General features: G+C 55.5%; 13 protein-coding genes. All 13 read right to left on the reverse strand.

Annotated features, from left to right (window positions below):
- Positions 1 to 498: 498 nt before the first annotated feature.
- The gene (locus tag VN24_RS24940; protein WP_045672630.1) at positions 499 to 1,941 is read right to left on the reverse strand and encodes an ATP-binding protein; all 1,443 of its coding nucleotides are present in this window, start codon (positions 1,939 to 1,941) and stop codon (positions 499 to 501) included.
- Positions 1,942 to 1,944: 3 nt separating this feature from the next.
- Positions 1,945 to 2,661, reverse strand: coding sequence for a response regulator transcription factor (locus tag VN24_RS24945; RefSeq protein ID WP_045672631.1), 717 nt, complete (start codon positions 2,659 to 2,661; stop codon positions 1,945 to 1,947).
- Between the two features lie 19 nt (positions 2,662 to 2,680).
- Positions 2,681 to 3,940 carry a cytochrome c biogenesis protein CcsA gene (gene ccsA / locus VN24_RS24950; RefSeq protein WP_045672632.1) on the reverse strand — a complete coding sequence of 420 codons (1,260 nt, stop codon included), beginning with the start codon at positions 3,938 to 3,940 and terminating at the stop codon, positions 2,681 to 2,683.
- Positions 3,937 to 5,595 carry a cytochrome c biogenesis protein ResB gene (resB, locus tag VN24_RS24955; protein ID WP_045672633.1) on the reverse strand — a complete coding sequence of 553 codons (1,659 nt, stop codon included), beginning with the start codon at positions 5,593 to 5,595 and terminating at the stop codon, positions 3,937 to 3,939. The genes ccsA and resB overlap by 4 nt, the downstream gene beginning before the upstream one ends.
- Before the next feature lie 34 nt (positions 5,596 to 5,629).
- A complete protein-coding gene (locus tag VN24_RS24960) occupies positions 5,630 to 6,157 on the reverse strand; it encodes a redoxin domain-containing protein (RefSeq protein ID WP_045672634.1) in 528 nt (175 codons plus the stop codon).
- 294 nt (positions 6,158 to 6,451) lie between these two features.
- Positions 6,452 to 7,195, reverse strand: a complete 744-nt coding sequence (locus tag VN24_RS24965; protein ID WP_045673688.1) for a pseudouridine synthase — start codon at positions 7,193 to 7,195, stop codon at positions 6,452 to 6,454.
- Between the two features lie 69 nt (positions 7,196 to 7,264).
- Positions 7,265 to 7,798 (reverse strand): spore maturation protein, encoded by a 534-nt coding sequence (locus VN24_RS24970; protein ID WP_045672635.1) that lies wholly within the window; start codon positions 7,796 to 7,798, stop codon positions 7,265 to 7,267.
- A 106-nt stretch (positions 7,799 to 7,904) separates the two neighbouring features.
- On the reverse strand, positions 7,905 to 8,657 hold the full coding sequence (locus tag VN24_RS24975) for a nucleoside recognition domain-containing protein (RefSeq protein ID WP_045672636.1): 753 nt from the start codon (positions 8,655 to 8,657) through the stop codon (positions 7,905 to 7,907).
- Positions 8,658 to 8,695: 38 nt separating this feature from the next.
- A complete protein-coding gene (locus VN24_RS24980) occupies positions 8,696 to 9,898 on the reverse strand; it encodes a D-alanyl-D-alanine carboxypeptidase family protein (protein WP_045672637.1) in 1,203 nt (400 codons plus the stop codon).
- 172 nt (positions 9,899 to 10,070) lie between these two features.
- Positions 10,071 to 10,547: a GerW family sporulation protein gene (gene ytfJ, locus VN24_RS24985; protein ID WP_082084126.1), complete on the reverse strand. Its 477-nt coding sequence runs from the start codon at positions 10,545 to 10,547 to the stop codon at positions 10,071 to 10,073.
- Complete coding sequence (locus tag VN24_RS24990) at positions 10,520 to 11,206, reverse strand: DUF2953 domain-containing protein (protein WP_158453710.1); 687 nt, start codon at positions 11,204 to 11,206, stop codon at positions 10,520 to 10,522. Before VN24_RS24990 ends, ytfJ begins: the two co-directional genes overlap by 28 nt.
- Before the next feature lie 94 nt (positions 11,207 to 11,300).
- Entirely contained in the window at positions 11,301 to 11,927 is a 627-nt protein-coding gene (gene scpB / locus VN24_RS24995; RefSeq protein WP_045673690.1) for an SMC-Scp complex subunit ScpB, read from the reverse strand.
- Positions 11,896 to 12,687: a segregation and condensation protein A gene (locus VN24_RS25000; protein ID WP_045672639.1), complete on the reverse strand. Its 792-nt coding sequence runs from the start codon at positions 12,685 to 12,687 to the stop codon at positions 11,896 to 11,898. The genes scpB and VN24_RS25000 overlap by 32 nt, the downstream gene beginning before the upstream one ends.
- Positions 12,688 to 12,690: the final 3 nt, after the last annotated feature.

Genomic DNA, 12,690 nt, shown 5'->3' on the forward strand with positions numbered 1-12,690 from the left:
TCACAACACAACGCTTTTTCATGTCTCCTGCTTCTCGAAGCTCTCATCCCTCCCCGATTTATTTCGACGTAAAGCGGAGATCAGCGATTCCGCATGTTTTAGGCCCAGTTCGACTAAACCCGGTTCGATTCGTTCCGGCTGAGGATTCGATGGATGTCTGGTTATTTCCTAACGGCTGCCATTGCCGCTAATTTGATGAAAATGACCCCTTTGAAATTCTAACGGAGATGAGCGCAGCTATTGGCTGCAAGAATAGCCCTTTTTAGGCGGAAACCATCAAATAAGGTCTCTCACAACCGCTACATTTTGCAAAAGGGCATTTTGAGCCCAATAAGGTCTTTGCGAGCCGTTAGCTCTCGAAGGTCGAGGAGCGCAATTCCCTCTCGAGGTGCGACGGCTGAATCTGCGACCCCATCGCTGCCAGCAATGCGCTCTATCCACACTTCTTAGAATTCGCAAAATTTCCTAATTAACAAAAAACGCCCGGCAAACCGGGCGTTAAGACAGCAGGCGTTCGTCTTCGATTGGGAGCAGCAGCGTGAACGTCGTGCCGACACCGAGCGTGCTTTCCGCTTCAATGCGGCCATGATGCGCCTCTACGATATTTTTGACGATGGCAAGACCGAGTCCGGTCCCGCCGGATGCGCCGCGTTTGCGCGCCTTGTCCGCCTTATAGAACCGTTCGAATACGTACGGCAAATCTTCGGCCGGTATACCCTGCCCTTCGTCCTTGACGGCCACCTCGGCAAACGCCGCGCCGTTCACCGTTGTGGGGCGGCACGTTACCGTGATGGCGGATCCTTCCGTACTATGACGCAGCGCATTGTCCAGCAGATTCGTCATCACCTGCTCCAGCCTGTCCTCCTCGGCCTGGGCGAGTATAACCAGTTCGCCTTCCGGCTCATAGGCAAGCCGGATACCCCTCTCTCTCGCGTAGACCTGGAACTTGCGGACGCCGCGCCGCAGCAGCTCGTCCAGGTTCACGGCGTGAAATTCAAGCTCCACATGCCCTGCTTCCATCCGGGCGAGATCGAGCAGGTCTTTGACCAGCCTTCCCATCCGGAGCGATTCGTCGTGAATGACCTGCACCAGCTCGCGCCGCTCTTCCGGCGAGGCGGCGATATCGTCCAGCAGCGCTTCGCTGTAGCCTTGCAGCATCGAAAGCGGCGTGCGGATTTCATGCGACACGTTCGCGACAAAATCCCGCCTGAGCTTCTCGACCTTGAACTCTTCCGTCACATTGCGCATGACGGCAACGGCGCCGCGGACCGTTCCCATTGACTTTAACGGCGCCATGACGACGGACCAAACCGCGTTTTGCACGTGAATTTTTTCGCTTAAATCCCTGCCCTCGCGCGTCACTGTCCCGAGCAGCTCGAGCAGCGGCTCCGGCGCCGTTCCGGGCGCTGCGGAAGCCTCTTCCCCGTTCCAGTCGATCCTCTTCCACTTCTCAATCAGCTGCTCGCCCTGCGGGTTCGCCAGGATGACCTTGCCTTCCGCATCGAAAGTGACGACGGAGTCGGCCATTGAGCGGAGAATGCTGGAGAGCTGTTCTTTTTCATGATTGAGGTCCGTGATCATACTGTCGAGCTCGGCTCCCATACGGTTAAACGTCCGCGCCAGATCGCCGATTTCATCGCTTGAGCGGATCGGGACTTTCGCCCGGTACTGCCCCTGCGAGATCATGTCGGCCGCCTTCTTCAAATGCAGCAAAGGCTGCGTAATTTTCGTGGACAGAAAAAAGGCAAACAGCGTCGACAGCAAAAAGCCGATGATGCCGATATAAACGAACAGCACTTTGACCCGGTACGGCTCGCTAAAGGCGATGTCGATATATTGCAGCAAAAACATGCCCAAAATGATCAGCACGACCGCCACGAGCAGCATAATCGTAATCCACAGCTTGCCGACGACGCTTCTCCAGAGCCAGCTCATTTTCATCGCTTACTTGGGCACTTCCAGCTTATAGCCGACGCCCCAGACGGTCGTAATCATGGAAGCGGCCTCGGACGATACTTTGTTCAGCTTCTCGCGAAGCCGTTTCACATGCGTGTCAACCGTGCGCAGATCTCCGAAAAACTCGTAGTTCCACACATCCTTCAGCAGCTCTTCGCGCGAAAAAACTTTATCGGGCGATGTGGCCAGATAATGCAGCAGCTCGTACTCCTTCGGCGTTAAACTGATTTCATGCCCGCTTGCCGTTACGCGGTGGGCATCGTGCTCAATGACGAGGTGCGGAAACACGATATTGTTGCTCGGGCTCACTTCTTTGGACAAAAACGCGGTTGCGGACGAGCGGCGCAAAATCGCTTTTACCCGATAGATAATTTCCCGCGGGCTGAACGGCTTGACCACATAGTCGTCCGCTCCGACCTCGAAGCCTTGCACGCGGTTCATCTCCTCGCCCTTGGCGGTCAGCATCAGAACCGGGGTCGCTTTAATTTGGCGGAGCCGGCTGCACACTTCGATACCGTCGATGCCCGGGAGCATGACGTCGAGCAGGATCAAATCGTAATCGCGTCCCGAAGCAAGCTGCAGCGCGGTCTCCCCGTCTTCCGCCTCCTCAATTTGATACCCTTCTTTTTCCAGATACATTTTGAGCAGTCTCCGGATCCGTTCTTCATCGTCGACAACAAGAATCCGGTGAATAAAGTCGTTCATTACTTTCTCCTTTCAGGCGCTAAACACCGGCATAAGAATGAAGTCCGGCAATGACAAGATTGACGCCGATCAATGTAAACATAATAATAACAAAACCGATTACCGCAAGCCAAGCGGACGCTTTGCCATGCCAGCCTTTGGAGAGGCGCAAATGCAGGTAGGCGCTGTAATAAAGCCACGTGATCAGCGCCCACACTTCCTTCGGATCCCAGCCCCAAAAGCGCGACCAGGCGATATTGGCCCATATCATAGCAAAAATCAAAGCACCCAGCGTAAAGATCGGGAATCCGATCGCAATCGCCCGGTAGCTGATTTCGTCGAGATCTTGCGGATCGATATCCTTCGTCAACGGATGAATGGCCGCACCAAGCTTGCGGCGCAGCAAAAGGCGCAACAGCCCGTACAGAATGCCTCCGCTAATAAAGGACCAAATGACCGTGTTGAGCTTGCGGGCGGCACCTACGCCGTGCATCCAGGACGGCGCTTCAAACAGCGGCCGCTTCATGCCCAGAAAGGGCTCCATTGCAACCTCAGTGCTGTTGTAAGGCTTCACGATGGGAGGCATGGCGTATTTGACTTGGCTCGTATCGCTTTGCTGCTGGCCGCTGTCGGCAACGGGCACCTGCTCCCGGGTAAAAACGGCTTCATACCCGAAGCCGCGGAACACGAACACGGTTATAATGAATCCGCACGCCACCACGATCATAAACAGCGCAAACTCCGCCCAAAACTGCTCGCGCCGCGCTTGTTTCGACGCGGAGCCGTAGTCGATCGTCCGCAGCAAATAGATAAGTCCCGCCGCGAAGCCGACCGCCAGAAACGCCTCGCCGGCAGCGGCCGTCGTGACGTGGATCTTGAGCCAAATCGACTGAAGCGGCGGAATGAGCGGCTGCACCTCCTGGGGGAATACGGAAGCGTATGCCACGATAATAATAACGAGCGGCAGCGCGAACATGCCCAAGATCGGTTTGCGGTAGAGCAAATAAATAATGATAAAAGCTACCATGATCGCCATGCCCAGAAACGTCATAAACTCATACATGTTGCTGGTCGGAATATGGCCGCCCCCCGCCCAGCGCGTAAAGAAAAACAGCAAATGACCGCCCAGACCGGCCCCGGCAGTTGCAAACGCAATCCGTCCCCAGCGCCGCTCATGGTCGGCAGCATTGCGGTTGTTCCATTTTTTCCCTGCTATAGCCACAACATAAAACAGAAACGCGAAGCAGTACAAAAAAAAGGCGAAAATAAACGCATAGCTGCTGAAATCGATCAAATTCACGTATGATTCCCCCCGTTATCAAGCGACTCCGGCTTGACGTCGATGCCGACCTTGGCTAAAGCGGCGGAAGTTTCGGCACGCAGGCCATACCAGTTTTTGTTCGTGTGGGCGCCGAGCGCAACGCTGCCTCCGTCGATCCGCAGCCAGATGCGCCGATGCTGCCAATAAGCGCCCATAATGAGACCGAGCATCGATATTCCAAGCCCCGTCCATATGTAAGGCATTGCCTTGTCTACCCGCGCGTTCAAAAAGGTGGTGTACTCCGTAAACGAAACGCGGTCCATCCCTTCCACTTTAATTTCAAACCGGTCCGCAATCGCCTTGTTGATCTGATCCTGGCTGAACGCCGCCTTATCCTTCTGCAGCGGGAAATAAATATAAGGCTCGCCGCCTGCGGCAAGGCCCGGACCTTGAATGACAAACACAAACGCCGGCGCTTTCGGATCGCGCGACTTCGTAATCGGCGCTCCGTCTTCGCCGATGGCAAACTCCATGAAATTTTGTTTAAGCGTAAGCGAATAAGGGCCGATCCTGTACTCAAGCGGCGGATTGTGCATCGGCAATTCGAACGGGCCGTAGGCTTTCCCGCTTTTTTTGTCCACGAGCACGGGCTTGACCGCTTTCAGCACCGGCGTATTGTCGTAATCGAACTGGAACAGCTTGAGCCCTTTATATTCGAGCGGGCTGTTCACCTCGATATTGTGCCGAGCCACTTCCTTCAGCTCGGGCTCGCGGGTTGTACCGCCGCAGGCCGACGTGCAGCTGTACAATACCGCCTCGGTCCGGTACAGCTTCGCGCGGGCTTGTCCTTTGAGCTCTGTCGGCAGCTCATTCTCGCTGTAAAATTGCACCGTAAACTTTTCATTTTTGACATAATAGTTCGTACCGGTGATTCTTACCGTATCCCCTTCCGGAATGGTGACGTAACTGTCCATCTGCCACCCCGGAATCGCGCGCGCCAGCACCGCGAGCAGAAACACGATAAGACCGATATGGTTGATGTACGGACCCCAGCGGCTGAAGCGGTATTTCTCCGCCAGCAGTGCGTCGCCTTCGGTATAAACGCGGTATCTTTTGCTGCGCAGCTGGGCCGCGAATGCTTCGACCCATGCATCCGCATCCCCTTCCACCGGACCTTGGTAAACCGTTTTTTGCCGCAGGATGAAGCGGGGATGCTTGCGGATCTGCTGCTTTTGAAGCGCGTTATAGAGCGGCAGCACGCGGTCGAGGCTGCATACGACCAGCGACGTTCCGATCATGACGAGCAGCCCGATAAACCACCACGAATTGTAAGTATGGGATAAACCGAGCGCATAATAGAGGGCGCCTAATGGGCCGTAATTGTCCGCATAATAAGTCGACGGATCGATATTAAGAAATGAGTCCTCCTGCGGAAAAATCGTCCCGAGCGAAGCTCCGATCAGCGTAATGATAATCAGCCAAACGGCGATTTTAACCGAAGAAAAAAAGTTCCAGATCCGGTCGATCATTCCCGGATTGCTCTTCTGTGAACGGCGGGCGACGCCGTCGTAACGCATTTCGAGCGGGATGCCGGCATCGGCCTCGCTGTCGCCTTGCGGCTTGCCGCACGATTCGCACAGCACCGTTCCCGTCGGATTTTGGTGCCCGCATTCACACTTTGTATTTCGGAACACTCCTTCCCCTCCCAGCGAAAGCGTGTGAAAAACGTTATTTCCCCAAAAGCAGCGCGATCTGCTCGTCGATTTGCGCTTCCGTCATGCCCCCGACGAAAATATGCCGCACAGTCCCGTCGCTGCCGATAAAAAATGTGGTCGGGTATTGGCGCAGCCCGTAGCTGCGCTCCGTCTGCCGGTTCACGTCACGCAGAATGGGGTAGCTAAGCTGGAAGCGGCCGACAAAATTGCGCACCGTCAAGTCGTCCTCGCTTAAGTTGACCGCGAGAATGGTTAGCCCGGTCGCTTTCCATTTCCCGTACTGCTTTTCGAATTCCGGCATTTCCTTCACGCACGGAGGGCAAAAGCTGCCCCAGAAATTGAGCACGACCGGCTTGCCCGCATAGTCCGACAGCCGGTGCTCGCCTCCGGCCAAATCGGAGAGCGCGAATTCCGGAGGCTGTTTGCCGGTCGCCGGCAGCGAGCTCCCGCCGGCAAACAGCGTATTGCCGACCGCGTAGCCCCCGAGCAGCAGGACGCCGAGAAAAATAATAAGCTGAACCGGCCTACGATACGAGCCCATCGAGCCGTCCCCCTTTTAAAGAAAGCGTTTTATTCTTTTTCCACGCAAGCAGAAACGGTTATCGCCGTCATCATGGGCGACCGAAAGATTCACGGTGAAATATGAGAAAACCTCTTTCGAGGCCTCTCAGGGATGAGCGACCGCGTTTAAAGGTAGGTTTTATCGCCAAGATAGAATTTGATTTTCGCAACTGCGAAATTTATAAATTCTATCTGTGGTAAGAAAGTATAAGCGTGAAACGTTATACTTTCTTATAGGTTAAGATAGACCGGCCTTAGGGCAGCCGGCATATCTCTATTTCTTATGAGCTTTCGATTTCTTGTTCGCCGCGTCCTTCAGCTCTTTCACTTCCTGGGGTGTCAGATGGCGGAAGCGGCCTCTTTTCATGTTTTGCAGCCCCAGCTCTCCGAACCGGATCCGCTTCAGCCGCACGACAGGATGGGAAATCGCGTCGAACATCCGTCTTACCTGACGGTTCCGTCCTTCGTAAATCGTAATCGTAATGGTGGACGAATTATTATCCGGATCGACATCGTAATACTCCACCTCCGCCGGAGCGGTCATGCCGTCTTCAAGTTTGATGCCTTTCTTCAGCTGATCGAGCGCGGAGCCGTGCGGCACCCCTTTTACGGTCGCCAAATACGTCTTGGGCACGTGATGGCTCGGATGGGTGAGCAGATTCGCAAACTCGCCGTCGTTCGTCAGCAGCAGCAGCCCTTCCGTATCGTAATCGAGCCGGCCGATCGGATAGACGCGCTCCTTGATGCCTTCCAAATAATCGGTCACCACTTTGCGGCCCTGCGGGTCCGTGGCGCTCGTAATGACGCCTTTCGGCTTGTTCATCATCAAGTAAACTTTTTTCTCGCTGCGGATCGGCTTGCCGTTCACCGTAATGATATCGGCGGACGGATCGGCTTTCGTGCCGAGCTCCGTAACCGTTTGCCCGTTAACCTCAACTTGTCCGCTCTGGATTAATTCCTCGCATTTGCGGCGCGAAGCGACCCCCGCCTGCGCCAAAATTTTTTGTAAACGTTCCAATAGATTCACCTCAAGCTCAATCATAACGATTACCGGGAAAAAGCACAAGCGCCGCTTGTCAGCAGCGCTTTAGCCGAAAATATATAAGCAAATAAAGACGGCGGCCAGAAACCCGACCGCATCGGAAAACAGTCCGACCTTAAGCGCATAGCGGGTGCGCCGGATGCCGACGGCTCCGAAATAAACGGTCAAAACATACAGCGTCGTGTCGGTGCTCCCCTGAATCGTGGAGGCGATGCGGCCGATCATCGAGTCGGTGCCGTAGGTCTTGATCAGGTCGCTCGTAAAGGCAAGCGAACCGGCTCCCGTAAGCGGCCGCAGCAGAGCGAGCGGAAGCACTTCGCCGGGTATGCCGATGAAGTGCAGCAGCGGCTGAATCGCTGCAGTGATCGCATCCATCGCGCCCGAAGCGCGAAACATGCTGATCGCCACCATCATGCCGACAAGATGGGGGATAATGCCGATCGCGGTCCCGAAACCTTCCTTCGCCCCCTCGGTAAACGTTTCGTAAACGGGAACTTTCCGGAAAGCGGCGTACAGAGGAATAAAAACGATAATGGCGGGAATCATCCATGCCGACAGTGTTGTGATCAATTCATACAATAGACTCACCCTTTCGACCAGGCGGTCACAGACGTATTGCTTGCGCGGGCTTGCGATTGTCATGTCCAGCCCTATAGCTTACGCATTACGCGCTATTCGCGGATTGTCAAAGCGGGGGACCCATGCCGCCCTGACCCGGCCTGCCCCCGACGGATTGGCCGCCGTATCCGCTGCCGGCCGCGCCTCCCATCCTATTTGGGCCGGGTTTGGCGGCAGAACCGGACTTTGCGGCGGAACCGGCCAAAAAGGAACCGGCCGGTTTCCCCACCGGCGGCTTCTGCGGAGGCTGCCGCCTCCGGTACCAGCGGTCGGCCGCAATGGCGGCTGCGGTAGCGACGGCCGTTGCGGCAAGCGTTGTGCCGACGATATCGGCGGGGCTGGCGGAACCGTAATTCATCCGGATCGCAATAAGCGTCGTCGGAACAAGCGTAATGCTCGACGTATTGAGCGCCAGCAGCGTACACATGGCGGGGGAGGCCGTTTCTTTGTCGGCATTAAGCTTTTGCAGCTCCTGCATCGCCTTGATGCCCATCGGAGTCGCCGCGTTGCCGAGGCCGAGCAGATTGGCGCTCATGTTGCTCATAATATATCCCATCGCGGGATGGTTTTTCGGCACGTCCGGAAACAGCAGCCGTACGAGCGGCCCCATCAGCGATGCAAGCTTGCGAAGCAAGCCGGCATCTTCTGCAATACGCATCAGTCCAAGCCAGAATACGAGTATGCTTACGAGCCCGAAGCAGATCGTTACGCCGCTCTTGGCCCCTTCGAACGCCGCTTCGGTTACCGCCTCCATCCGTCCGTTGACGGCGGCCGTTACAAAACTCGCCGCGATAAAAAACAACCAGATCCAGTTGACCATTGCCCAAGTCCCCCCGGAAAAAACGATTGTGACCCGCCTTAGCCTGCGCCCGCGCGAAGCAGCGCCATAACGACCGAGCGGAATGCTTCGCTCAGCGTTGCCGTGCCTTGCCTCCATTCGAAAGTTCCGCCGATCCGCCGCGACAACGCGGGTTTATCGGATCCCTTTGTTCGCTTGTCATCCGTTTCATACACCGGTACGGTGCCGATCTTCACACCGTTCAAATACCAGTCGATACGCCCGCGCTCCCCGAGCCTGTAAGCGGCGGTCGGCTGCGCCGAATCGAGCAGCACAAGCCTGGAGGAAACCGCGCCTTCCTCATCTTTCGCCAGCGGATACCGGAAGGTGCGTCCCGCCCGCAGCGAATATCCGGACACGCCCTGACCTTTCTCCGCCAGATTCGTCAGCGGATAATGATGGTAACCATAGTCTAGCAGCTTTTGGTGATCGGCCCAGTCGTCTCCGTCGTTGAGCGTTACCGCGGCGAGTCTTTGGCCGCCGCGAGTCGCCGAGCTGACGAGGCAGCGCAGCGCCGTTTTCGTATAACCGGTCTTAACGCCGTCCGCACCGTCATAGAAAGAAAGCATCTTATTTTTGTTTGTCCATTTGTAATCCCAGGCATCGTGAGGGTTTGGCGCCGTTTTCACCCGGGTGGCGACAATTTCGGAGAAAACGGAATTGTGCAGCGCATACGCGGTCAGCTTGGCCAAATCGACCGCAGAGGAGTAATGCCCATCCTGATCGAGACCGTGCGGATTCATAAAGCGGGTGTTTGCAAGGCCGAGCCATTCCGCCTTCTCGTTCATCAGACGGACAAAGCCTTCCTCCGATCCGCCGACATGCTCGGCAACGGCGGTCGCGGCGTCGTTGCCGGAGCGCAGCATCAAGCCGTAGAGCATATTGTGCAGCGTCATCTCTTCCCCAAGCTGCAAATAAATGGACGATCCCTCTTTGCCGACGGCCCGCTTGCCGACTTTGACGACATCCTGCAGCTTGCCCTCCTCAATCGCAACGATTGCCGTCATAATTTTCGTCAGGCTGGCAATCCTCATTTCTTCCGTGCCGTGGTCTTCATACAAAATGCGCCCCGATTCCACATCGATGAGGGCGGCAGCTTTCGCATGCGTCGTTATTGTTCCGGCCGATTGCGCCGGCTCAGCATTCGCCGAACCCTGTACTGCGGAATAGATCGTCATGCCTGCCAGCAGCAAAACTGCCAGCGGTTTTTTAAGCCGGGCCATTAGTGTGACTCCTCCTCATTGACAGCCGGTAAACCTGCGGCGTGCCGCAAGTTTACCGCTCGTCCTTCTCTAATTGTATGCCTCGTTGCTGCAGGTTATGAACAAGCTTTCTCAGCTCCGTTTTGAACGAATTGCGGAAGAAGAAAAAAACTGCCCGCTCGGGGCAGTTTCGTTAAACCAGTTGATCATTGTTGATACCCGATGTCGTGATCGGAGTAGTTATTGTCGTATTCATCGTGCCTGTGGCGTTGCTGCGGAACATGGTCTGAATTTTGTCCACCACTTGCGGCGCCGCATCGATTACCCGTTCCATCAAATGGGTTTGGTTATCAAGCGGTACGACTTTAACGCCTTGCACACCTACGACGAGAAAGGCAATCGGAGTAATCGACACCCCGCCGCCGCTGCCGCCGCCGAATGGAAGCGCAACGGCGGCATGGGCCGCATCGCTGCCGGCCTTCGCTTGGCTCCCGTTCATCTGGATATCGCTGCCGCCGGCCACGAAGCCGAAGCCCACTTTGCTGATCGGCATAATAACGCTGCCGTCCGGCGTCTGTACCGGATCGCCGACAATCGTGTTGACGTCGACCATCTGTTTGATGTTATCCATTGCCGTCTGCATCAAGCCTTGAATAGGATGTTCTGCCACAGCTTTACGCCACCTTTCGCTCTTTTCATGCGGAGAAGAAGTTGTAGTCCGGCAAGAATAGCATAACCGAAGCGGATTTGAGCTATGCAGGACCATTCGGTGGAAAAATGTGCTCGGCGGTAATCCGGCTCGACGGTAAGCAGCGGAGTCGAGGTGAGACGGACAAGCTGCGAAATGACGCCGATTGACGTTGTTTTGAGCGACCAGATCATGCCGGTAATCATCGCGGTCCACATGGCGTCGTCCACTCCAACCGATGTGTTCCATTTCCACTCCTTAAGGTTAACCCTTCGCAGCATTTGACGTATCCAGCCCGTCAAATCTTCCGTTCGCAGCAGCATTTTTTTCGAGTTTTCAATCATTTCGGTCATTTTCTGGACGTCGATTCGGTCCAGCAGCGACTCGTATCCTTCACCCCCGATATCCAGCTTGTCATTTTCTTGCCGAAAGTCGAACCCCGTTCCGGTAAACCGCAAGATCGGAATTCTCTTCTTTAAATAAATAAGGCCAAAGAGCGCCCGGACGCTAAACTCCATGTCGTCGTCGCTTCCCACCCTTCTAATCTCCCCCCTGATCCGAATGGGAGCGGTCATCAGAGCGGCTGCGAGCAGCAGCAAAACAACCAATGTGATGATCCAGCCGTAAAGATATCCAAGCAATCTTATTCCCCCGATTTCCTTATTTGGCTGAATATAGTATGGGGGCTGGAGCGAAAATTCATTCCTTTTTGCACCAAAAAGAAAAAACCTGCGGTTATTCCGCAGGTTCAAAGCCGGTCTCATCCGGCAGATCATCCCGATTCGATTGACGGCTTTCCAGCTTGTCAAACAGCAGTTGCGTCTGTTCGTCAAGCACGTCTTCCGGATCGACAACGGACGGTTCCGGCAGCGCCGCAAGCGAAGGCAGCTCGAAGTAATCCAGAAAGGCTTTCGTCGTCCCGTAAAGAATCGGCCGGCCGATTTGCTCGGCCCGGCCGACTTCTTCAATGAGGTCTTTGGCCGCGAGCGTCTGGATGGCGCGTTCGCTCTTGACGCCGCGGATTTCTTCGATCTCCACGCGCGTAATCGGCTGCCGGTAAGCGATGATCGAAAGTGTCTCCAGCGCCGCCTGGGACAGGCTGCTGCGCGTGGGAGAAACCGCCATCCGTTCGAAATACGGCGCATGGTCCGGATGGGTCGTCAGCCGGTAAGCGCCGGCGACCTCCGCAATGCGGATCCCCCGTCCGCCGCGTTCCATCTCTTCCTTCAAATCTTGCACCAGCTCGGAGCTGGTCGCTGCGTCAACTTCCATAATATCGGCAAGTTGTTTGGCGCTGAGACCTTCGTCCCCGGCCATAAACAGCAGTCCTTCAATAATCGATTTCAACTTCGGGTAATTCAAACTCACGTTCCGGCGAATCCCCTCTCCAATTGATGACGATATCTTCAAAGAGCCGGTGCTGGAATACCGTTACCTGTTTCATCTTCATCAGTTCCAGTATGGCGAGGAACGTTACGACAACCTCGTGGCGGTCCATATCCTGCCGGACCAGCTTCGAAAACCGGACGGTTTCATGTTCACGCAGTATATCGGCAATGTCCCGGATCCGGTCCTTGACCGATATTTCATCCCTGTGCACCGTTGCAACGGCGTTTCGCCGCGTAGCCTTGCGAAGCGCCTTTTGAAACGCGGCGATCAAGTCCGATAGCTGAAGCCCTTCGACCGGATTGACGGGGGACGCCTTCATAAACGTCGTCATATCTTCCGGCTCTTTGCTGTATACGAGACTGCGCGCCGTCTCCTTGCCCCGAAGCTGCTCCGCGATCTTCTTAAATTTCCGGTATTCGACCAGTTTCTGAATGAGTTCGTCCCGCGGATCGAGCGAATCGTCGTCGTGCCAGTCGTCGTATCCGTCATCTTCCAGAATCGGAGGCTTCGGGAGCAGCTGCTTGCTCTTCATCGCCAGCAGCGTCGCCGCCATGACGAGAAACTCGCTCGTCACGTCAAGCTCCAGCTGCTGCATGGCGTTTAAAAATTCCATATATTGGTCCGTAATATCACTGACGGATATTTCATGGATATCGATTTCGGCTCTATCGATCAAGTGCAGCAGCACATCCAGCGGCCCCTCGAAAGCTTCGAGTTTATAGTGCACGCTCAACGG

It is taken from the genome of Paenibacillus beijingensis (assembly GCF_000961095.1).
In the GTDB taxonomy this organism is placed as follows: Bacteria; Bacillota; Bacilli; order Paenibacillales; family Paenibacillaceae; genus Paenibacillus_O; species Paenibacillus_O beijingensis.